Annotated in this window: 21 protein-coding genes; 13 read left to right on the top strand and 8 right to left on the bottom strand. The window is 68.6% G+C overall.

Annotated features, from left to right (window positions below):
* Nucleotides 1–149 precede the first annotated feature (149 nt).
* Nucleotides 150–893, top strand: a complete 744-nt coding sequence (locus CHC09_RS16235; protein WP_089293938.1) for an SAM-dependent methyltransferase — start codon at nucleotides 150–152, stop codon at nucleotides 891–893.
* Between the two features lie 24 nt (nucleotides 894–917).
* Here CHC09_RS16235 and CHC09_RS16240 read toward each other — a convergent pair whose 3' ends face one another.
* The 3 genes from CHC09_RS16240 to CHC09_RS46315 all read right to left on the bottom strand — a co-directional run bounded on the left by CHC09_RS16240 (nucleotide 918) and on the right by CHC09_RS46315 (nucleotide 2,893).
* On the bottom strand, nucleotides 918–1,562 hold the full coding sequence (locus CHC09_RS16240; protein WP_089294192.1) for a redoxin domain-containing protein: 645 nt from the start codon (nucleotides 1,560–1,562) through the stop codon (nucleotides 918–920).
* A gap of 100 nt (nucleotides 1,563–1,662) precedes the next feature.
* Nucleotides 1,663–2,715 (bottom strand): acyl-CoA dehydrogenase family protein, encoded by a 1,053-nt coding sequence (locus CHC09_RS16245; RefSeq protein WP_089293939.1) that lies wholly within the window; start codon nucleotides 2,713–2,715, stop codon nucleotides 1,663–1,665.
* Nucleotides 2,716–2,734: 19 nt separating this feature from the next.
* A complete protein-coding gene (locus CHC09_RS46315; RefSeq protein ID WP_179277128.1) occupies nucleotides 2,735–2,893 on the bottom strand; it encodes a hypothetical protein in 159 nt (52 codons plus the stop codon).
* 259 nt (nucleotides 2,894–3,152) lie between these two features.
* Here CHC09_RS46315 and CHC09_RS48435 point away from each other — a divergent pair, with 259 nt between their 5' ends.
* A complete protein-coding gene (locus tag CHC09_RS48435) occupies nucleotides 3,153–3,680 on the top strand; it encodes a nitroreductase family protein (protein ID WP_275407863.1) in 528 nt (175 codons plus the stop codon).
* Nucleotides 3,596–3,985 (top strand): nitroreductase family protein, encoded by a 390-nt coding sequence (locus CHC09_RS48440; RefSeq protein ID WP_275407864.1) that lies wholly within the window; start codon nucleotides 3,596–3,598, stop codon nucleotides 3,983–3,985. Before CHC09_RS48435 ends, CHC09_RS48440 begins: the two co-directional genes overlap by 85 nt.
* Nucleotides 3,986–4,072: 87 nt before the next feature.
* On the opposite strand, the gene CHC09_RS16255 is transcribed toward CHC09_RS48440, so the two are convergent.
* Nucleotides 4,073–5,710 (bottom strand): methyl-accepting chemotaxis protein, encoded by a 1,638-nt coding sequence (locus CHC09_RS16255; protein ID WP_179277129.1) that lies wholly within the window; start codon nucleotides 5,708–5,710, stop codon nucleotides 4,073–4,075.
* A gap of 288 nt (nucleotides 5,711–5,998) precedes the next feature.
* Between CHC09_RS16255 and CHC09_RS16260 the strand changes: the two genes are divergently transcribed.
* From CHC09_RS16260 to CHC09_RS16280, 5 genes are all read left to right on the top strand, one after another.
* Complete coding sequence (locus tag CHC09_RS16260) at nucleotides 5,999–6,292, top strand: TauD/TfdA family dioxygenase (RefSeq protein WP_203833086.1); 294 nt, start codon at nucleotides 5,999–6,001, stop codon at nucleotides 6,290–6,292.
* Nucleotides 6,293–6,347: 55 nt separating this feature from the next.
* Nucleotides 6,348–7,511 carry an acyl-CoA dehydrogenase family protein gene (locus tag CHC09_RS16265; protein ID WP_239138238.1) on the top strand — a complete coding sequence of 388 codons (1,164 nt, stop codon included), beginning with the start codon at nucleotides 6,348–6,350 and terminating at the stop codon, nucleotides 7,509–7,511.
* 311 nt (nucleotides 7,512–7,822) lie between these two features.
* A complete protein-coding gene (locus CHC09_RS16270; RefSeq protein ID WP_089294193.1) occupies nucleotides 7,823–8,605 on the top strand; it encodes an ABC transporter ATP-binding protein in 783 nt (260 codons plus the stop codon).
* Nucleotides 8,602–9,363: an ABC transporter permease gene (locus CHC09_RS16275; RefSeq protein WP_089293942.1), complete on the top strand. Its 762-nt coding sequence runs from the start codon at nucleotides 8,602–8,604 to the stop codon at nucleotides 9,361–9,363. The genes CHC09_RS16270 and CHC09_RS16275 overlap by 4 nt, the downstream gene beginning before the upstream one ends.
* A gap of 19 nt (nucleotides 9,364–9,382) precedes the next feature.
* The gene (locus CHC09_RS16280; RefSeq protein ID WP_089293943.1) at nucleotides 9,383–10,165 is read left to right on the top strand and encodes a MerR family transcriptional regulator; all 783 of its coding nucleotides are present in this window, start codon (nucleotides 9,383–9,385) and stop codon (nucleotides 10,163–10,165) included.
* A 493-nt stretch (nucleotides 10,166–10,658) separates the two neighbouring features.
* On the opposite strand, the gene CHC09_RS16285 is transcribed toward CHC09_RS16280, so the two are convergent.
* On the bottom strand, nucleotides 10,659–13,292 hold the full coding sequence (locus tag CHC09_RS16285; RefSeq protein WP_089293944.1) for a type 1 periplasmic-binding domain-containing protein: 2,634 nt from the start codon (nucleotides 13,290–13,292) through the stop codon (nucleotides 10,659–10,661).
* A 251-nt stretch (nucleotides 13,293–13,543) separates the two neighbouring features.
* On the opposite strand from CHC09_RS16285, the gene CHC09_RS16290 reads away from it, so the two are divergent.
* The gene (locus CHC09_RS16290) at nucleotides 13,544–14,020 is read left to right on the top strand and encodes an NUDIX domain-containing protein (protein ID WP_089293945.1); all 477 of its coding nucleotides are present in this window, start codon (nucleotides 13,544–13,546) and stop codon (nucleotides 14,018–14,020) included.
* 263 nt (nucleotides 14,021–14,283) lie between these two features.
* On the top strand, nucleotides 14,284–15,147 hold the full coding sequence (locus tag CHC09_RS16295; protein ID WP_239138239.1) for an SDR family oxidoreductase: 864 nt from the start codon (nucleotides 14,284–14,286) through the stop codon (nucleotides 15,145–15,147).
* Between the two features lie 123 nt (nucleotides 15,148–15,270).
* On the opposite strand, the gene CHC09_RS16300 is transcribed toward CHC09_RS16295, so the two are convergent.
* The 3 genes from CHC09_RS16300 to CHC09_RS16310 form a co-directional block, all read right to left on the bottom strand.
* On the bottom strand, nucleotides 15,271–16,242 hold the full coding sequence (locus tag CHC09_RS16300) for a calcium/sodium antiporter (protein ID WP_089294195.1): 972 nt from the start codon (nucleotides 16,240–16,242) through the stop codon (nucleotides 15,271–15,273).
* A 115-nt stretch (nucleotides 16,243–16,357) separates the two neighbouring features.
* Nucleotides 16,358–17,644, bottom strand: coding sequence for an ArsB/NhaD family transporter (locus CHC09_RS16305; protein WP_089293946.1), 1,287 nt, complete (start codon nucleotides 17,642–17,644; stop codon nucleotides 16,358–16,360).
* On the bottom strand, nucleotides 17,641–18,084 hold the full coding sequence (locus CHC09_RS16310) for a CBS domain-containing protein (protein WP_089293947.1): 444 nt from the start codon (nucleotides 18,082–18,084) through the stop codon (nucleotides 17,641–17,643). The genes CHC09_RS16305 and CHC09_RS16310 overlap by 4 nt, the downstream gene beginning before the upstream one ends.
* 481 nt (nucleotides 18,085–18,565) lie before the next feature.
* Here CHC09_RS16310 and CHC09_RS16315 point away from each other — a divergent pair, with 481 nt between their 5' ends.
* The 3 genes from CHC09_RS16315 (at nucleotide 18,566) to CHC09_RS16325 (ending at nucleotide 20,416) form a co-directional block, all read left to right on the top strand.
* Nucleotides 18,566–19,123 carry a DM13 domain-containing protein gene (locus tag CHC09_RS16315; RefSeq protein ID WP_089293948.1) on the top strand — a complete coding sequence of 186 codons (558 nt, stop codon included), beginning with the start codon at nucleotides 18,566–18,568 and terminating at the stop codon, nucleotides 19,121–19,123.
* Nucleotides 19,124–19,136: 13 nt separating this feature from the next.
* Nucleotides 19,137–19,943, top strand: coding sequence for a flavodoxin family protein (locus CHC09_RS16320; RefSeq protein ID WP_143232371.1), 807 nt, complete (start codon nucleotides 19,137–19,139; stop codon nucleotides 19,941–19,943).
* A 155-nt stretch (nucleotides 19,944–20,098) separates the two neighbouring features.
* Nucleotides 20,099–20,416 carry an ATP-binding cassette domain-containing protein gene (locus CHC09_RS16325; RefSeq protein WP_239138241.1) on the top strand — a complete coding sequence of 106 codons (318 nt, stop codon included), beginning with the start codon at nucleotides 20,099–20,101 and terminating at the stop codon, nucleotides 20,414–20,416.
* Nucleotides 20,417–20,438 lie beyond the last annotated feature (22 nt).

The raw sequence follows: 20,438 nt of genomic DNA on the forward strand, positions 1-20,438 counted from the left end.
GGGCCGGAACCGAGCGCGGGCTAATCTGGCCCCGTCTCTGGCCCGACGTCCGAAGTGGGTGCATTTGATGCCGCGGTTGAGCGTGCTGATCCGAGCCGACCAGCTAAAGCATCGACACCCTCGAACTTCGTACGTCAGGAGCCTTGGAAGTGGATCTTCCGCGTCATCACACCATTCGCGACGGCGATCAGCGGATCGTCAACCCGTTCACGGCTGAGAAGCTCGCCGTTCTCGGTCGCGCCATCCGGCTGCGGCCCGGGGGCACCCTGCTCGACCTGGCCTCGGGCCGCGGCGAACTGCTCTGCACCTGGGCCCGGGACCACCACATCTCGGGTACGGGCGTGGACCTCAGCACCGTCGCCGTCGAGATGTCCCGGCGGCGGGCCGACGAGCTCGGCGTCAGCGACCGGGTCACGTTCGTGCACGGCGACGCCGGCGGCTACGTCGCCGACCGGCCCGTCGATGTCGCCGCCTGCATCGGCGCCACCTGGATCGGTGACGGCGTCAACGGCACCATCGAGTTGCTCGAACGCAGCCTGCGCCCGGGCGGCATGCTGCTCATCGGCGAGCCGTACTGGCGGCTGGACCCGCCCGATCAGGAGACCGTCGAAGCGTGCCACGCCCAGCACAGGGACGATTTCGACGACCTGGCCGGGCTGGTCCGACGCTTCCAGCGCCAGGGCTGGGACGTGGTCGAGTGGGTGCTCGCCGACCCGGACAGCTGGGATCGGTACAGCGCACCGCACTGGCTCACCATCCGGCGCTGGCTCGACGAGAACCCCGACGACGAACTGGCCGGAGCCTTCCGCGATGAGCTGACCGGGGACCCGCTACGCCACGTACTCCGGCGGGAATTTCTGGGTTGGGGGGTTTTCGCCCTCCTGAAGCGCTGATCGGACCGGGCGGCAAGCCGAGACCTACGGGCGGGAGCCCCGGCCAGCATCGTGACCGGGGCTCCTGAGCCGCGATTGCCGGTTGATCTCGCGAACCGCGGCGAGGATCCGGTGCGGCTCGGTGCGGGTCGACCAGTCGGCGTGCACCTCGGCGAACCGGACGATCCCACCACGGTCGGCGACGACGACGGCGGCGAACGGCAGCACCGAACGTCCCGTGCCGAGAACCGAGCCGGCGCCGGGGCTGTTGAAGCCGATGTTGAACGCGTCGATCAGGGTGTGCCGGGCGTCCGAGGCGACGAAGAAGTCGAGATCCTGGCGCCGTTTGACGGCCTCCAGACGGGCCGGCACCTGCGGGCTGACGGCCACCAGGTGGGCGTCGAGTTCGGTCAGTGCCGGCGCGAGGCAGTCCCGGTAGTCGCGCAGAGCGGCATCGCACGGGGCCGAGGTTGCATGCCGGAAGAAGGCGAGCACGACGGGCCCGGTGTCGCGTAGCCGGTTCAGGTGGATCGGGCCGAGATCGACCTCGACCAGCGGGAGGTCCGGCAGCCGGTCGCCGGCCGCGACCATCCGGTTCCAGATCGCGTTGCTTTCGAACTGAAGCCGGAACGCTTGGTCGTCGAGCCTGTGCTGGACCAGCCGGCCGGCGTCGCGGAGGTTGGTCGTCATCGTGCGCTCCACTTCGTCAAGGTGCATCGATGACCAGAATACATATATAACCCGTAGGATTAATAGACTGCCCGAGCTGCTGTTACCTATCGTGCCGACGTCAGCGGGCCAGTTCGGCCAGCTGGGTGCGCCGTACGTCGGGGCTCTGCCCCTGGACCAGCACGAACAGTGCGGACCGGGCATGCAGTTGGGCCGTGTCGTCGCCGGCCAGACCGCGCCCGGCCCGCGCGACCACCAGGGCCCGGGTCAGCGTCGCCAGGGCCTCGCCGCTGGCGGTCTTGGCGGCCAGGCGCTCCTCGAGGCGGTGGCGGCCACCGCCGGCGGCGGCCGCCTCGTCGGCGAGCGCGTACGCGGTCTCCCGGAGCCGCGCCACCCGCGGCTCCCAGGTAGTGGCGACCGCCTGGACCAGCGGATCCGGGGTCTCCGCCAGCTCGCGCAGCACGGTGGCGGCCAGCCCGAAGTGGTGGGCGCGCGCGTCACTGGCGGTGGCCAGGTCGTCGAAGCGGGTCTGCTCCAGCGACTGTCGCGAGATCACGTGCCGGTCCGGGATCGGGATCCGGTCGAGGATCACCCGCTCGGTCCGGCTGCCGGTGACGGCGGCCAGGTCGAGCGGGGCGCCCACCCGGAGCCCCGCGCCGGGCTCCACCAGGGCGGTCACCACCGTCTCGGTGTCCTTCTCGACCGCGGACACGGCCAGGGCGGTGTGCAGGCCCCAGCCGCTGACCCAGGAGATGGTCCCGTCGAAGATCCATCCGTCGTCGGTCCGGATGGCTTCGATGTAACGGCGGGGGAAGCTGCGTACGTCGCTGACGCCGGCGCCGAGCAGAGCCTCGCCGGTGAGGACCCGGCGGCCGAGGCCGGGCAGTGGGAGCCCCGATCCGGCGAGCCCGACCAGACGGCCGGCCAGCACGGCGTGCTGGGCCCAGACCAGCCAGGTGTTGAGGCAGCCGCCCGCGATGATCTCGTGGATCTGGCGGTCGGTCGCGCTGTCGACGGCCAGCCCGCCGTACTCGGTGGGGGACCGGTGGTTGAGCAGGCCGAGGTCGCGCAGTTCGGCGATGCGGCGTGCGGTGACGCCCTCCCGATCGGTGCGCAGGGCGGCCGGGCGCAGCTCCCGCTCAGCGTAGTCTCGGACCTTTTGTACTAAGTCCATAGGACCGTAATCTACGGATCTAGTAGATTTTGCGCCAGTCGCCCTCGAGCTCAGCGTTGTACCGGCGCCGGAGCACCGCCTCGGTGTGCTCCGGAGTGCCGGGCTCGAGCGGGAGCTCGGCAAGACCCATCAGGGCCTCGGACAACGCGTCGAGGAGCCGTTCGATTCTCGGCTTCATCGATCCTGTCCGCGCTCGCCGCGAAGGCTGAAGGCGCCGCGGTGAATGGGTGGTGGGGGTATGCCCGGGGATGGACGAGAGAAGTCTGAGGTTCACGGTTCGCTCCTGCCCTGACGCAAGGAAGGTGTCTCAGGTCACGAGCCATATCCTAGTACTCCTATGGTGAATAAAGGAAAGATGACGGTGCGCTCCCGTGGCGGCCCCTCGTAATCGTTGTGAATCGATCCCTCCGGCGGACGCCGGGCAGAACGGAGAAGTGATGTCTGACCTGCGAAGTCCCGCCGCCGATCGCTACGGCGACCCGACGGTCGACCTGGCCGCGCCCAACGACGTCCTGCGGCTGCAACTCGCGCACCGCTCGGTGCGCCGATTCGGCCCCCGCGACGTCACCGAGCGGGAGTTGGCCACCCTGATCGCGGCCGCCCAGTCCGCGCCCACCTCGTCCAACCTGCAACCGTGGAGCGTGGTCGCGGTCCGCGATCCCCAGCGCAAGGCCCGGCTCGCGACGCTCGCCGGCAACCAGGCGTTCGTGGCCCAGGCACCCCTGTTCCTGGTCTGGCTGGCCGATTCCTGGTCTGGCTGGCCGACCTCGGCCGGGCCCGCCGGCTGGCCCGGCGCACCGGGGTCGAGGTCGGCGCCGCCGACTACCTGGAGACGACCATCATCGGCTTCGTCGACACCGCCCTCGCGGCCCAGAACACCGTGCTGGCCGCCCGGTCGCTCGGCCTCGGCTCCGTCTTCGTCGGCGCGATCCGCAACCGGCCGGTGGAGGTCGCGGCGGAGCTGAACCTGCCGCCGCACGTGGTCGCGGCCTTCGGCCTGGCCGTCGGCGAACCCGACCCGAGCGAGAACGCCGGCATCAAGCCGCGGTTGCCGCAGGCCGCGGTGCTGCACCGGGAGACGTACGACGTGGACGGAGCGGATGCGCACATTCCCGTGTACGACGAACGCCTGACCGCCTACAACGAGCGGTTCGGACTGACCGGTGACTGGAGCAGCCGCGTGCTCGCCCGCCTGCGCGGCCCGGAGTCGATGGGCGGCCGCCACCGGCTCCGCGAGATCCTGCTCCGGCTCGGCCTGCCCTCGCGCTGAGCCGGCTCCGATGGCGCCAACTGTCTGGGGCGTTGATCCGTCACCACCGCCCTCGGGGCCGGCAGGCTGATCACCGGATGCGTCGGCTCAGATGACGAACCGGGACACCAGGGTCTTGATGTCGCTGGACATCCGCGCGACCTGCTCGGCGGCGACGTGGGTCTGCACCACGCCCGCCCCGGCGACCTGGCTGGCGTCGGCGACCGCCGAGACGTTTGTGGCGATCCCGGCGGACGCGCCCGCCGCCTCGGTCACGCTGCGGTTGATCTCGTGACTCGTGGCCGTCTGCTGCTCCACCGCGGCCGCGATGGTGGTCTGGTACTCGCTGATCTGCGCGATCACGGTGGTGATGCCGGCGATCGCCTCGACGGCCTTGCCGGTGTCGCGCTGGATCGCCTGGACCTGGTTCGCGATGTCCTCGGTGGACCGGGCGGTCTCCTGGGCGAGCTCCTTGACCTCGGTGGCGACCACGGCGAAGCCCTTGCCGGCGTCCCCGGCGCGGGCGGCCTCGATGGTGGCGTTGAGCGCGAGCAGATTTGTCTGCTCGGCGATCGCGGTGATGGCCTTGACCACATCGCTGATCTGCGCCGAGGACTCGCCGAGCTGGGCGACAACGGCCGTGGTCGACTCGGCGACCAGGACCGCCTCGCTGGCCACGCTCGCGGCCTGTCCGGCGTTGCGGGAGATCTCCCGGATGGAGGCGCCCATCTGCTCACTCGCCGCGGCGAGGGCGGCCACGTTGGCCGAGACGTCGCCCGCGGCCCGGGCGACGGCTTCCGCCTCGGTGCCGACCTCGTCGATGCCGCCGCCCATGGTGGCGGAGACGTCGGTGAGCTGCTGCGCGGAGGAGGCCAGCTCGGAGGCCGAGTGGTCCAGGTTGCTCAAGGTGGCGCGCATGCTCTGCGTCGCGTCGTTGAGGGCCCGGGCCATGGTGCCGATCTCGTCGCCGGAGCGGACCTCGACCAACTGCGTGAGATCGCCGGCGCCGACCCGCTCCAGCACGGCCGCCATCCGCTTGATCGATTGAACCGTCTGGTGGATCACCAGCCAGGCGGCGCCGAACGCCAGGGCGAGGCCGGCGATCAAAACGATGATCATAAAAAGCCGATTGCTACGGTACGAATCCTCGGCCTGCGCGGCGTGCTGAGCGGCCAGCGCGGTCTCCGCGTCGATCAGGGACGTGAGGACGGCTCCGGACTTGGCCAGCTGCGGGGTCAGCCCCTTGAAACGCGTCAGGTACTCCGCCTTCTGTCCGGCGGTGAACGCCGGCAGCAACTGCGAGTCGCGGGTCTCCCGGTAGGTCAGCAGCGACTGTCCGATCTGGGCGGCACGCGCGTCTCCGGCCAGTGAGCCGAGCTCCGCGTACTGCTTCAGGGCGGCGTCCTGCACCAGGTCCTCGGCCTTGATCTGCTTGATCAGCGTCGCGGCGGCCTGCTCGTTCGACGCCGAGGCCAGCAGCGTGAGGTTCAGGAAGCTGCGCAGCACGGAGGCTCGCATCGTCTCCAGCGCGGTGGTCGGCACCAGGGCGTTCTGGTAGGTCTGCTGGGTGGCGTCGTTGGCCCGGCGCTGTGCGACCAGGCCGCTGGCGGCGGTGACGATCGCGGTGACCGCGACCAGGGTCATGGCGATGAGGAACTTGCCCGCCAGCGGCAGCCTGTTCAGCGGACCCAGGCCACGGCGCCGTCGTTCGACTCCCTGACCGGGCTCAGCCAGCATGTTCGACATCCGTGTTCTCCCTGGAGCGCAGGATCGCCGCCGGGTCGAACTGGCCGCGTTGGTTCTACAGTCCGCAGCGCCGGCCGGGGTCTGAGATTTCCGTCGCACCGCAACCGGACTGCTCCGGGATGGCACCTGGCTACGACTCAGGCGGTGTCCCATGAAGGTAAGAAATTTGCCCCGCAGGGTTAAGTTTGTGGCTGCAATCACGCCTACTGTTGCCTCCATCACGCCCCTGGTGGGCGGTTCTGGAACCTCCTCGGTCTTCTCCCATCCCGATTCTTGAGGGAGGCACACATGCAGGACACCATCGCCCACCTGGCGTGCGGCCCCGCCGCTGGGCTGCGTGCTGCGGATGGTCGAGGGCCCGGCGGTCGGTGGCGGTTCGACTACACCCCCGGCGGCAGCGAACTGCTCAACTACCTGATCCGTCAGGCCGCCGTCCCGGAGTACCAGGTCCGCTGGCGCTGGACCCGCAACAGCTTCGCGATCTGGGACAACCGCAGCACCCAGCACTACGCCGTACAGGACTACTGGCCCGCCGTCCGCAAGATGGAACGCGCCGGGGTCATCGGCGACAAGACGTTCTGAGCCCATCCCTCCCTACTGGCTTCACCACCCGTACAAACTGATGGGAATACCACCTGTGAGCAGCACTGACTTTGACCTGTTCCGGCTCTCCGAGGACCACGAGGCGCTACGCGAGGCGGTCCGGGCGGTTGCCCAGGACAAGATCGCACCCCACGCCGCGGAGGTCGACGAGTCGGCTCAGTTCCCGCAGGCCGCGTACGACGCGCTGGTGGCAACGGACTTCCACGCGCCGCACGTACCGGAGGAGTACGGCGGGGTCGGCGCGGACGCCCTGGCGACCTGCATCGTGATCGAGGAGGTGGCCCGGGTCTGCGCCACGTCGTCCCTCATCCCCGGCTGCAACAAACTCGGCAGCCTGCCGGTGATGCTCGGTGGTTCCGAGGAGCTCAAGCGGCGCTACCTCACCCCGCTGGCGCAGGGCGCCGCCGCGTTCTCGTACGGCCTGTCGGAGCGGGAGGCGGGCAGCGACACCGCCTCGATGACGACCCGCGCCACACCGTCCGGTGACGAGTGGATCCTCAACGGCCAGAAGTCGTGGATCACCAACGCGGGCTTCTCCGAGTTCTACACCGTACTGGCCGTGACGGACCCGGACGGCCGGCGCGGCGCCAACATCAGCGCGTTCGTGGTGGAGAAGTCCGACCCCGGCTTCTCCTTCGGCGCCAAGGAGCGCAAGCTCGGGATCAAGGGCTCACCCACCCGGGAACTGCACTTCGACAACGTACGCCTGCCGGCCGACCGCATGATCGGCGCGCCGGGGGACGGGCTGAAGATCGCCCTGCGGACGCTGGACCACACCCGCGTGACGATCGGGGCCCAGGCGGTCGGCATCGCTCAGGGCGCGCTGGACTGCGCGCTGGAGTACGTGCAGGAGCGCACCCAGTTCGGCAAGCGGATCGCCGAGTTCCAGGGCATCCAGTTCATGCTCGCCGACATGGCGATGACCCTGGAAGCGGCCCGCCAGCTGGTGTACGCGGCCGCGGCGAAGTCCGAACGCAACGACCCGGACCTGCCGTTCTTCGGCGCGGCCGCGAAATGCTACGCCTCGGACGTCGCCATGCGCGTCACCACCGACGCGGTCCAGCTGCTCGGCGGCTACGGCTACACGAAGGACTTCCCGGTCGAACGCATGATGCGCGACGCGAAAATCACCCAGATCTACGAAGGCACGAACCAGGTCCAGCGGATCGTGATGGCCCGGCAGCTTCTGAAGGGCTAGAAGCGACTGTTTTAGCAGTTCAGAGGTACTGTGGCCGGGAGTACCTCAGTGGATGATGGCAGCGAGAGCTAGGGCTGGTATCGGCACCAGGAGGAACGCGCCGAGCCGGCCTTGGTTACCCCTGCCACCGTCCGCTAGCAGGAAGAACCGCTCCATCAAAGCGGGGGAACCTCAGCTCAGGCGAGATCTGGAGTTCGATCTTGGATAGGTAGCACGTCGTTTCGTCGGGCTCGAGGGGGCCGTCGGTCTGTTCCTGCGGTCCGCGAAAATGCTTGACCCTGACGCTGCGTCAACCCTTCATGCTGACCCGCATGAGCATGGCATCGACGGCCGGCGCGATCCGCGTGGAAGGCCTGGAGAAATCCTTCAAAGATTTGAAAGTGCTGCGTGGTGTGGACATCGAGGTGGCGCGGGGGAGTATCTTCGCGCTGCTGGGCTCGAACGGGGCGGGCAAGACCACGTTGGTGCGGATCCTGTCCACCCTGCTGCGGGCCGATGCCGGCACCGCGACGGTCAACGGCTTCGACGTCGCGGCGCAGGGCGCCGACGTCCGGGAGTCGATCAGCCTCACCGGGCAGTTCGCGGCGGTCGACGAGATCCTCACCGGGCGGGAGAACCTCGTCATGGTGGCCAAGCTGCGCCACCTCAAGGATCCGGGCGCGATCGCGGACGACCTACTGAGGCGTTTCTCGCTGACCGAGGCAGGCGGCCGCCGGGTGGCGACTTACTCCGGTGGCATGCGCCGCCGCCTCGACATCTCGATGAGCCTCATCGGGAACCCGCCGGTGATCTTCCTGGACGAGCCGACAACCGGGCTGGATCCGGAGGCTCGACTCGAGGTGTGGCAGGCCGTCAAGGAGCTCGCCGCGGGCGGTACGACCGTGCTGCTCACCACGCAGCACCTCGAGGAGGCGGAGCACCTCGCCGACCGGATCGCGATCCTGCACGAGGGCCGGATCATCGTGAACGGCACCCTCGCCGAGCTCAAGCAGCTCCTGCCACCCGCCAAGGTCGAGTACGTCGAGAGGCAGCCCACGCTCGAGGACGTCTTCCTTACCCTCGTCGGCGCCCGCAAGAATGGGGAAAACCAGTGAACAGGCACTTCTTCGGCGACACCGGCGTGCTGCTGAGCCGCTCGTTGCGGCACATCGCGCGCAGCCCGGACACCATCATCACGACCGCGATCATGCCGATCGCGTTCATGCTGCTCTTCGTGTACGTCTTCGGCGGCGCGATCGAGACCGGGTCCGACTCGTACGTGAACTACCTGCTGCCCGGCATCATGATCATGACGATCGCCTCGGGCATCTCCTACACCGCGTACCGGCTCTTCCAGGACCTGCAGGGCGGCATCTTCGAACGGTTCCAGTCGATGCCGATCGCCCGGTCGTCGGTACTGTGGGCGCACGTGCTGACCTCGCTGGTCGCCAACCTGATCTCGCTCGTGGTCGTCGTTCTGGTCGCCCTGCTGATGGGCTTCCGCAGCGGGGCGGACGTGCTGGGCTGGCTGGTCGTGACCGGCATCCTGGTTCTGTTCACCCTGGCGCTGACCTGGCTCGCGGTGATCCCCGGGCTCACCGCGAAGTCCGTGGACGGTGCGAGCGCGTTCGCCTACCCGCTGGTCTTCCTGCCGTTCATCAGCTCGGCCTTCGTGCCCACCGAGTCGATGCCCGGCCCGGTGCGTGCCTTCGCCGAGAACCAGCCGGTGACCTCCATCGTCGACGCGCTACGGAATCTGTTCACCGAGCAGCCGGTCGGAACCGGGATCTGGACGGCCCTGGCCTGGTGCGCCGGTATCCTCGTGGTCGCCTACGGGTTCGCCACCCTGGCGTACCGACGCAAGATCTCCTGATAATCGGCAGGATCAGAGCATGCTGACGATCGGCCAACTGGCGTCGTACGCCGGCGTCACCGTGCGCGCGGTGCGGCACTACCACCAGATCGGCCTGCTGCCGGAGCCGGAGCGCGACGCCTCCGGCTACCGGCGGTACGGCGCGACCGCCGTGGTGTCCCTTATCAAGATCCGCACGCTCGCCGACGCGGGTGTACCGCTGTCCGAGGTCGACGCACTGTTGCGGGCCGACGCGCCGGCGTTCGCCGAGGCGATCCAGCGGATCGACGCCCGGCTGTCGGACGAGATCGCCCAGCGGGAGACCAGTCGCAGACAGATCGCCCAGCTCGCTGCGGGGGACCATGCGGCACTTCCCGCGGAGGTCACGTTCTATCTCCAGCGGCTGAGGGAGATCGGGGCGTCCGAGCGGATGGTGCAGGCCGAGCGGGACGGGTGGATCCTGATCACGGCGCGCTGGCCGGATCAGGTCCGCGAGTGGATGCCCGCAAAGCTTGCACAACTCGAAGATCCTCGGATGGTACGGCTCTACCGGGTCCTGTCGCAGATCCTCGAAGCCGGCGAGATCGACGACGCCCTGATGGAGGAGGCAGCCGACATCATGGCCGCCCTGGCCGAGGAGGCACACGCCGCTGGTGATGTCATGAGCGAAGACGATCTGAAAGATGATCTGCCGTTCGACCTGCTCGACGCACTCGCCATCGAGGCCGACCCCCGAGCGCAGCGGATGCGAGACCTGATGCGCAAGCGCGGTTGGGAGAGTTGGACCCGGCAAGAACGAGTCGCCGGCTCGCCCGTTCAGTAACTGCTCCAGCGCGATCGTGACTCTAGCCGTCCCTGGGAAATCCTGTCGGCCGCCGATATCCCGCGCGACGCAACGGATCGGCGGCCTAGAGGTGTACCGCAGACGTTACTTGAGGAGATTCGCGCTGAGTGATGCCAGACATCACGGCTCGATGCCACTTGTTCAGGCCGAGCCGCCAGCGGCACACCAGTAGCGCTGGTCGTTGATGGTTGCTACTGGTTATGTCTCTGATTGCTGAAAGTCGATGGGTGCGGTGAGCGGGCGTGCGTTGAGGCCGTCGGCGGCGCTGGGGGATCCTGGCCAAATACTGGCCAGGATCCTGGAAAAGTGAGTTTCCGCAGTTCAGAAGGGTTGCCGCGATAGATCACCCAGATCTACGAAGGCACGAACCAGGTTCAGCGGATCGTGATGGCCCGGCAGCTCTTGAAGGGCTAGAAGCGGCTGTTTCGCAGTTCAGGGATGGTGTGGCCGGGCGGCAGACGGCACACTGCTGTCAGTCGGTGACGTCGCTCGGACAACCCGGATCCGGTTTCCGGGCGCCCGGGATCGCCCCGCACTGCAATCGCAACGTCGAGTCGTCGCCCTCGCCCGCCCGCATGATCAGCACAGTCTTGTTCGCCGGCAGCTGCGGGTCGTCGCCCCGGTAGGAGAAGTCGATCGTCCCGGTCACCCCGGGAACCGCGTGCGTGCCGGTCAAGGCGTTGAGGCCCTGCAGCAGTGACTGCGGGGTGATCGCCTCCCCGGCGTTGACGGTACGCACCTGCACGATCGCCGCGTTGACGGTCTGGATCGCGTCCCAGCCGAACATCGCCCGCGACGACTGCCCGTTGGCGCAGGCGTCCCCGTACCCCCGTTCGCTGTAGGCGGTGAAGAAGCGGACCGACTTGTTGATCGTCGCGCAGTCGCTCCCCCAGACCCGGCTGCTGGCCAGGGAGATGTAGTCCAGCGGCAACCCCGGATAGTCGTCACCCTGGCCGGAGAGGGCGAACTGGGTGATCGCGTCCCCGGCCAGCACCGTCGGATATCGCTGCGAGCACACCGACATGCCGCCCAGGAAGTCGTCGAACTCGTCGGGCCGGCCGGCGAAGAAGACCAGGTATCCCGTTTTGCCGGGGCAGGCCCGGCGGCCCAGGCTGGTCACGTCGGCCCCGGTGGTCCCGTTCGGTGGCCGGTACGCCTCGACCTCCCGCACCTTGATGCCCCGCGCGCTGAACGCCTTCTGCACGTCATCGGCGAGGTTGCCGCTGTAAAGGTCGGCCTCGTCGCCGGAGTAGTAGACGGCCGCCTCGGTGACGTGCAGCTTCTCCCGCGCGTAGTAGGCGGCGACCGCCGCCTCCCGGCTGTTGCTCGGCGACACCTGATGATACGAGACCACTTCGCTGGTCAGCGTGTCGGCGGTGAGCAGGGTGCCGAGCGTCGGGATGTTGGCCGCGTTGAGCACGTGCATGGCATCCTTGGTGCCCTCACGGCTGACGCCGAGCCCGGTGACCGCGACGACGCGCAGGCGTTTCGCCGCGCCGGCGATCAGACGGGCAGCCTGCCCGCCGTGGTTCATCTGGTCGCCGCCGTTGGCCAGCAGCAGCCGGATCGGCGCCCCAGCGGTGCGACTGTTCCACTGTGCCGCGGCGAGACCACGCAACTCCTCGAGCGCAGCCGGGTCGCCGCCGATCGTGGTGTTGGTCAACGTGCTGAGGTAGACCACGGTCACGTGGTTCGGATTCTTGACCACCTCGGCGTTTACCGCGCCGATCTCGTCCTCGACCTCACGCAGCCAGCTGCCGGTGTCGGTGTCCGGGGCCGCCGCGAAGAACCGGTACCGCCCGTCGGACACCCCGATGCACTGCGACCCGTCCGCGCCGAACGGCTCGCGCCGCAGCGTGCCGCCGGTCGGCGGCCGCCAAGCCGACTCGCACCGGTCGTGGTTGTACCAGGGGATCACGAAGAGCGCGGCCACCAGCAGCACCGGCAGGGCCAGAGACATCCACGGGACGCGCCGACGCGGCAGGCCCACCTCGCCCAGCCGCTCCCAGTCACCAGGCTGGGCGGTCTCCACCGGCAACCGCAGCGGCAACACGGCAGGCTGGTCCGCCCCGTTGCGTAGCTGCCGGTCGGCCCACGCCTCATAGGCCATCCGGGCGTCCGCGGGGGAGTGCGCGTCGCCCGGCGCGGCGTCCTGCACCGGGTTGGTGATCACCAGGAGGTACTCACGGCGCGGACGCGGACGTGGCCGGCCACGCGGCTCACGGCCGATCTGCTCGATCAGCCTGATCAGGGTGGTGGCGGCCGGGCCGTCGTCCTCGACCAGCAGAATCGGGTAGGTGGTTCGCCGCCGCCCCGCGCCGAACACCCCGGTCCGGCGGTAGGCGACCCGCAGATCCTGCAGGAACGCGTCCACCAGCAGCTTGTCGGCCTCCTCCCGGTGGGCGGCGACGTAGCCGGGCCGGGCGAAGTCACGCGCCAACTGGTAGAAGTCGCGGTTGCTGGCGACCCGGTGCTGGGCGAACCACCGCGGCGGCCGCCACGTCGAACGCATGAACCGCAGGCCGAGCCGTGGCACGACACGCGACGTCACCCGCACCCACCAGGGGAAGTCGCCCACCGCATCCGCCAGGCCCTCCAGCAGCGGGGTGCTGTCCAGCCGCTGTCGCAGGTGGATCTGCAACTGCTCGGCGATCTTCTCCCGCTCCCGGTCCGGGGTGTCGGGCTTGAACGGCTCGAGATGCAGCAGCCACAGGGCCAGGCCGTAGTGCGGGAACCGGAGCCGGCGGCCGGTCCGGGACTCGCTCGCCAGGTTCTTGACGGCGACGTCGGTCAGGTCCTCAACGGTCGGGGCCGCCGGCTGCGCGGACGGCCCCGAGCCCCGGCTGGGCGGGCGTGCGGCGAGGCTCTCACCGGTCCGGGCCCACGGTGCGAACCGGCCCTTCCGCAACCACTCCTGCAGGCCGTCGAACGGGTCGTGCGCCGCGGCCGGGGGCCGGCTCAACTGGATGATCGGCAGGATGCGCTCTCTGCCGTACCACCACGGACGACGAACCAGCCACTCGATCAGCCGGAGCAGTCGAGGTCCGCCCTGGAACTGGAGGCCGCGGGTCGCCGTCTCATCGGCACGCCAATGTCTGCGGAACACAGTGGCCCTCCCCCAGGGCTGGCATCGAGATTCCATTGTGGTGCTTCAATGCCGGCCAGGGGAAGTTGAGGACAGCTGTTCCCGCTGAGATCGGTCATGGAGTTGCTCATCTCTTGCAGTGCTGATCGAGTGAGTGCGATCGAACAAGAGGCAACCCGCGGCGGCCTTCCCTCGCAGCGGACCGCGGCACCGGGCGAGTCTGCCCTCCCCGAGTTGCGGCCGATGTGGCGGGAGCATCAAAGGAGACGACGTTGACGAAACCGCACCAACCCGAGCCCGCCGCTGCGGCGCCGCAGCACCCGGTGGACGTCTTTCTCCTGCTCACCGACGGTGATCAGGTTCTGTTAGGGCTGCGGCAGGACACGGGATATGCGGACGGGGAATGGAACGCGCCCTCCGGCAAACTCGAGATCGGTGAGACCGCCCTGGCCGGGATCCGACGCGAGGCAGCCGAGGAAGTCGGCGTGCACCTTGACGCGGACGAGCCGCATTTCGCTGCCACCGTGCACCATCGAAACCGCAACGGGCAGGGCCGGATCGGTCTGGTCTTCACCGCCGACTTCGATGCCGGCCGGCACGGCGAACCGGTCAACGCCGAACCGCACAAGTGCGCGCAGATCGGCTGGTTTCCGCTCGACGAGCTTCCGGCTGAGACTGACCGCTACACCACGGCCTGCATCACCGCCTGGCGCACCTGCACCCCGCTGTACCTGAGCGGTTGGGCATAGCGGCCACAACGCACCGCTGAGGCGCAATTGCTAGGTCAACACCTTCGGCGTGATCGTGGCGATGCCGGGGCGATCGGGCAGGCCTGTTCGGGGTCGATCGGTGCGGTTGCACGGGTCACCTTCACACGTCGAAATCCTCTCGGATAGCTACTTTCCTGTAGGTACCTACTACACCGGCGCTGTTAGCGTCATCGAGTCGCCGCGAGGCCAACCTCCGGCCCGCGACGTTGTCGCCCGCTCGGGCATCAACAACCACGACCGAGATGACATCGGAGCTGATCATGATCGTAGTGACCGGAGCGACCGGCAACGTTGGCCGACCGCTCGTGCAGGCACTCGTCGCAGCCGGTGAACAGGTGACGGCAGTGTCCCGAGGGCTTCCGGCCACGGCCGGGTCGGAGGGCTTGCGACACCGGCAGGCTGACCTGACCGACCCGGAGAGCCTTCGACCCATTCTCGACGATGCTGCCGCGCTGTTCCTTCACGACGGCGGGGCTTCGGCCCAACTGTTGAGCCCACGAGACATCGTCGACATCGCCAAAGCGGGCGGAGTCGGTCGCATCGTGTTGCTGTCCTCCATAGGAGTTGCCACTCGACCGCAGTCGGCCTCCCATGGCGGCATGATGCGGGCCATCGAGGAAGCTGTCCGGCAATCAGGCATGGATTGGACGATCCTGCGGCCTGGTGCTTTCAACTCCAATGCGTACGCCTGGGTGGAGACGGTCCGTGCCCAGCGGATGGTCGCCGCACCGTTCGGGGACGTCGGCCTACCGACCATCGACCCGGCCGACATCGCCGAGGTCGCTGCCGCAGCCCTGCACCACGACGGCCACACGGGACAGGTCTACGAGCTGACCGGGCCCGCCCTCACTACACCCCGGCAACGAGCCGAGGTCATCGCCGACGCGTTCGGCGAGCCGATCCGGTTCATCGAGCAAAGCCGTGGCGAGGCTCGCGCGCAGATGCTGCGGTTCATGCCCGAGCCCATCGTCGAGACCACCCTCGAGGCCATCGGCGAACCCACCCCCGCCGAGCAGCGGATCAGTCCTGACGTCGAGTTGGTCCTCGGTCGAGCACCCCGCACCTTCGCCAATTGGATCCAACACAACATCACCGCCTTCCGCTGAGACGTCCCCGCGTGAATCCGGGCCGTTCGGTAGCGTCCAGCTCGTCCAGGCCGTACGAGCCGGCACCGGCCGACAGGTTCGCGGCCGGACGCGGGATCGGCCTTCGATGCGGGTAAGTGCCGGTCAGGCAGTCAGCAGCGGTAATGCGAGTGCGTACGTGCCCAGCAGCATCAACCCGTCGGCGCGACCGAGTCGTCGGCCCCGGCGTAGCAACGCCCATGCGATCAACGCCGTGAACACCATTGCCGCGAGCAGCGTCACTCCGGTGCGGGCCGGGTGGTCCATGCCGGATGCGAAGCCGACCATCGCGCCGCCGGCGAGGCCGTTGAACAGGTTGCTGCCGAACAGGTTGCCCACGACCAGGCCGGTCTCGCCGCGGCGTTGGGCCTGGACCGTGGTCACCAACTCCGGCAGCGACGTTCCCAGCGCGACCAGGGTGAACCCGATGACCAGCTGCGGTACGCCGAGCCCGGTGGCGATCGTGGCGGCGTTGACGACCAGTACCTGCGCCCCGGCGAGTACCCCGGCCAGGCCCAGCACTGTGCGTACCGGCTCGAACCAGGCAGGTGGCCGCGAGGCGGCCCCGGCCACGACGGCACCGCCTGCGGAGTCGAATTCGGTCACCTCGGCGGTCAGCTCCTGATTGCCGCTGGTGCGGGCCCACCGGATCAGCACATATAACGCGCCTGCTGTCGCCAGGGTCGCTAGGAGCGCGGTCATCGGGGACAGGCCCCACCACGCCAGTACGGCGAAGACCGCGACTGACGCTACCGCGAGTGGTACCTCTCGGCGGATCACTGTCGAGTCCACTGTGACCGGGGTGATCAGTGCGGCGATCCCGAGGATCAGTGTCAGGTTGAGGATGTTGGATCCGACGAGGTTGCCGAGGGCGAGGCCGGTGTCGCCGCGGCCGGCGGCCAGTGCCGAGACCAGGAACTCCGGGGTGCTGGTGCCCAGCCCGATCACGACGACGCCGACCACCACCGGGCTGATTCGTAAGCGGGCGGCCAGGCGGGAGGAGCCCAGCACGAGGTGGTCGGCAGCGAAGGTCAGCAGGGCCAAGCCGGCCAGGGCGAGCAGGATCTGAACGAGCATCGTGTGCTGCTCCAGGGGTGCGCAGGGATAGCGGGGCTGCTCGCCGACCAGGCTTCCCGGCACACCGGTCCACACCGTAGCGCATCCGCGCCCGTTCGCTGGGACTCCTGATGGGTCAGAAGAGGCGCAGGTAGAGGTAGGGGACGCAGATCGCGACGGTGATGACGGTGACGATCAGGCCGTACTTGGTGAATTGCCAGAACGAGATCGGCCGGCCGGCGCGTTCGGCGATGCCGAGGACGACGACGTTGGCTGACGCGCCGATCGCGGTGGCGTTGCCGCCCAGGTCCGCGCCGAGGGCCAGGGCCCACCACAGGACGTTGCCTTGTGCGGTGCCGTCGGCGCGGACGAGGTCGGCCACGATCGGGCTCATCGTCGCGACGTAGGGGATGTTGTCGACGATCGCCGACAGGCCGGCCGAGACCCACAGCATCAGCAGGGTCGTGCCCCACAGATTGCCCTCGGTGGCCTGGGTGGCGGCCTGGGACAGTTGTCCGATGACGCCGGTGTTGACCAGCGCGCCGACCATGATGAACAGGCCGCTGAAGAACAGCAGCGTGTGCCATTCGACGTCCCTGGCGACCTCGTCGGGATCCAGGCGGGACGCCGCCAGCAGCAGCAGACCGCCCACGATCGCGACGATCGCGGGTTCGACGTGCAGCACCGAATGCAGCACGAATCCGGCCAGGACCAGGGTCAGGACGGTGAGGCTGACCGCAAGAAGGCGGGGGTTGCGCACCGCGTCGCGTTCACGCATCGCCAGCACGGCGCTGACTTTGGCGCTGTCGTGGCGGAACGCGTCCCGGAACAGCCACCGGCACAGGATCAGGAACACCACGAGCAGGATTGCCACGATCGGGGTGAGGACGGTGAGGAAGTCGTTGAACGTCAGCCCGGACCTGCTGGCGATGATGATGTTGGGCGGATCGCCGATCAGGGTGGCCGTGCCGCCGATGTTGGACGCCATCACCTCGGCGATCAGGAACGGGGCGGCGGGCAGGCCGAGCCGGTCGCACACGAACAGGGTCACCGGCGCGACGAGCAGTACCGTGGTCACGGTGTCCAGCCCGGCGGAGGCGACCGCGGTGATGACCACGAGCAGGACCATGACCGGGTACGGTCGGCCGCGGGCGCGTTTGACCGCCCAGATCGCCAGGTATTCGAACAAGCCGGTGCGGCGCAGCACCCCGACGATGAGCATCATGCCGATCAGCAGCACGATGACGTTCCAGTCCACCCCCGATTCGGGGGAGAAGAACGCGTGCGCAGCGTCGGTCGCGCCGATCAGCAGCATCGCGACCGCTCCGGCCAGCGCCGCGGCGACCCGGTGCACCCACTCGGTCGCGATCAGCACGTACGCGATCACGAAGATGGCCACGGCAAGCCACGCCTGAAGGGTCATTGCGGCACGACCCGGTCGAGCAGCCCGTGCAAGGTGACCGCGCCCTGCAGGACGCCACCGTCGACGACCGCTACCAGCGGGCTGCGGGTACGGGCCATCAACGCGGCGATCTCGAACACAGTGACCTGCGAGGACACCACCGGCAGCTCGTGCGGCCGCGGCGGCAGGCACTCGCGCACCGTTCGCCCGCCCAGCTCGCGCATGAACACGTCGGCCGCGGCCTCGTCGACCAGTTGCGCGAGGGTCGGGTCGTCCTGGCAGTACGACGGGACCGCGAGGCGCAGCACCTGCGTCCCGGGCAGTACCGCGAACGGCGCGCCGTTGTCGTCGACGACGATCAGGCCTGGTAAGTCGGCGTCGGCGAGGATCCGGGCCGCTTCGATCGCCGGTGTTGCGAGAGTGAGGGTCGGCCAGGGCACGACAAGATCGGAGGCACGCATGTCGAAAACTTCCTGTTCTGGTCGTCGGTGAACACAATGCCGACCAGACTTCCCGGCGCTCCTTCCTCAAGCGTAATGGATCACTGTTGGTGCTGTCGCCTCCGGGTGCACGTCGACCGTCCGGGGGCATCGAGTGCGGGTAGGCGTGCGTCTCCTGCGAACAGGGTTCCGGCCCGGCCGATCCGGGATCATCGGCATGGCCTCACCGCCGGGATGTGTGGGGCTGGAGGCGCAGAGCGCCTGGTGTCCGCCGTGCCAGACGCCAGCATTTTCGGCGTACACGATGGGGGTGTACGCCTAGCGACTGCGGACCCGGATGGGCTACCCCTTAGATAAGGCGGGTCCTGGTCGGTGATCCTGCGGCTTGCGCCTGGGCTGGCCGCCCGAGCAGCGCACGCGGGTGCTGCGGCCCACCCCGGCCAGCGGTGTGGATCATCGCGCGGTTCCGTAACGCTGGTGTATCGAGCGGAGGCTGCCCGGCATGGTGAAGAACCTGGTAGCCACGCCGGGCCGGCGTCGGGTCGCCTGGCTTGTGCTCGCCGCCGGGGTGGCCATCGTCGCGGTGGCCTTGCCGCTGTTTCAGCCGTGGAAGCTCTGGGTCGATGAAACCGTGGACGAGCCTCCGCCGGTCGCCGTCACGGCCGCCGATCCCGCTGCGACGAGCGCCGGTCCTCCGCCCGCGGCCGAGCCGGCGACGATCGCACAGGGCACGTTCATCAGTCACGAGCACGACACCACCGGCACCGTGCGTGTGGTGCGGGGATCCGACGGCTCGCGGTACCTGCGCATCGAGGATCTCGACACCAGCAACGGCCCGGCGTTGAAGGTGTGGCTGACGGACGCGCCGGTGCTGGCCGGCAAAGACGGCTGGTTTGTCTTCGACGACGGGCGGTACGTCGACCTGGGTGCGCTCAAGGGCAACAAGGGAAGCCAGAACTATCCGATACCAGCCGGTGTCGACCTCGCCGGGTACCGCAGCGTGACGATCTGGTGCGCCCGGTTCCGCGTGTCCTTCGGCGCCGCACAGCTCACCGACTGAAAGGCTCGACGCCGTGACCGAGACGCGCTATAACGACCTGCGCGCGCTGTTCTTCAACTGCACCCTCAAGCGTTCCCCCGAGCTGACTCATACCGGCGGGCTGATCGATGTGAGCGCAGGCATCATGCGGAAACAGGGTGTCGCCGTCGATGTCCTCCGGGCGGTCGACCATGACATCGCCACCGGTGTCTGGCCGGACATGACCGAACAGGGCTGGGCGACCGACGAGTGGCCCGCGATCTACCGGGACCTGGTGCAACCGGCCGACATCCTGGTCATCGCGGGACCGATCTGGCTCGGCGACAACTCGTCCGTCACGAAGCGGATCATCGAACGGCTCTACGCCTGTTCGAGCGACCTGAACGACGCCGGGCAGTACGCGTACTACGGCCGGGTCGGCGGCTGCCTCATCACCGGCAACGAGGACGGCGTCAAGCACTGCGCGCAGAACGTCCTCTACAGCCTGCAGCACATCGGGTACACGATCCCGCCGCAGGCGGACGCCGGCTGGATCGGTGAGGCCGGCCCCGGCCCGTCCTACCTGGACCCAGGCTCGGGCGGCCCGGAGAACGACTTCACCAACCGCAACACCACCTTCATGACCTGGAACCTGCTGCACCTCGCGCGGATGCTGAATGACGCCGGCGGGATCCCCGCACACGGCAACCAGCGCAGCGAGTGGGACGCCGGTTGCCGTTCGACTTCGCCAACCCTGAATACCGATGACCGGCCGGGCCTGACCGTCCAGGAGATCACGGCTTTGCGGCAGGCTATGGACGCCGGAGTCGCGTTGCGCCCGAGCTGCGCGGTCAGTGGCTGAGGGTTTCAGCCGGATCCGAGTGGGCCCAGGTGTGCCGGGAGGCCTGGTCGGCGGTCATTGATCCATGTCGACCGAAGGGGCTTCCCGATGTTCGAGCCTGCGCTGTCGAGCTGACGAAGCGATACGGTCGTCTGACAGCCCTGGGCACCCTGAGCTTGGACGTACAGCCGGGCGAGGTGTTCGGCTCTCTCGGACCGAACGGGGCCGGTAAGTCCACCACCATCTGTCTGCTGCTCGGACTGGCCCGGCCCACTGCCGGGCGGGCCGAGGGGTTCGACGTCGATGCTGCCGACGTCGCCCGGGCGCATGCCTTGCTGGCGTATGTTCTGGCTGATGTGGCGTTGTGGCCGCAGCTGACCGGCGCTGAGATCCTTCACCTGCAGGCCCGGACCGGTCCCGGCACCGATCCAGCCTTTCGTGACGAGCTCGTCGATCGGTTTCAGCTGGGCTTGTCGAAGCCGGCACGTACTTAGCGTTTGAGTCTTGCGATGCCGT

This window comes from Actinoplanes regularis (assembly GCF_900188005.1).
GTDB lineage: Bacteria > Actinomycetota > Actinomycetes > Mycobacteriales > Micromonosporaceae > Actinoplanes > Actinoplanes regularis.

Excerpts from the sequence above, each read along its gene's own strand:
- CHC09_RS16240 (WP_089294192.1), bottom strand. The coding sequence starts at position 1,562 with ATGACGACCAACCTCCGCGACGCCGGCCGGCTGGTCCAGCACAGGCTC.
- CHC09_RS16245 (WP_089293939.1), bottom strand. The coding sequence starts at position 2,715 with ATGGACTTAGTACAAAAGGTCCGAGACTACGCTGAGCGGGAGCTGCGC.
- CHC09_RS46315 (WP_179277128.1), bottom strand. The coding sequence starts at position 2,893 with ATGAAGCCGAGAATCGAACGGCTCCTCGACGCGTTGTCCGAGGCCCTG.
- CHC09_RS48435 (WP_275407863.1), top strand. The coding sequence starts at position 3,153 with ATGTCTGACCTGCGAAGTCCCGCCGCCGATCGCTACGGCGACCCGACG.
- CHC09_RS16255 (WP_179277129.1), bottom strand. The coding sequence starts at position 5,710 with ATGTCGAACATGCTGGCTGAGCCCGGTCAGGGAGTCGAACGACGGCGC.
- CHC09_RS16260 (WP_203833086.1), top strand. The coding sequence starts at position 5,999 with ATGCAGGACACCATCGCCCACCTGGCGTGCGGCCCCGCCGCTGGGCTG.
- CHC09_RS16270 (WP_089294193.1), top strand. The coding sequence starts at position 7,823 with ATGAGCATGGCATCGACGGCCGGCGCGATCCGCGTGGAAGGCCTGGAG.
- CHC09_RS16280 (WP_089293943.1), top strand. The coding sequence starts at position 9,383 with ATGCTGACGATCGGCCAACTGGCGTCGTACGCCGGCGTCACCGTGCGC.
- CHC09_RS16295 (WP_239138239.1), top strand. The coding sequence starts at position 14,284 with ATGACATCGGAGCTGATCATGATCGTAGTGACCGGAGCGACCGGCAAC.
- CHC09_RS16300 (WP_089294195.1), bottom strand. The coding sequence starts at position 16,242 with ATGCTCGTTCAGATCCTGCTCGCCCTGGCCGGCTTGGCCCTGCTGACC.
- CHC09_RS16305 (WP_089293946.1), bottom strand. The coding sequence starts at position 17,644 with ATGACCCTTCAGGCGTGGCTTGCCGTGGCCATCTTCGTGATCGCGTAC.
- CHC09_RS16310 (WP_089293947.1), bottom strand. The coding sequence starts at position 18,084 with ATGCGTGCCTCCGATCTTGTCGTGCCCTGGCCGACCCTCACTCTCGCA.
- CHC09_RS16315 (WP_089293948.1), top strand. The coding sequence starts at position 18,566 with ATGGTGAAGAACCTGGTAGCCACGCCGGGCCGGCGTCGGGTCGCCTGG.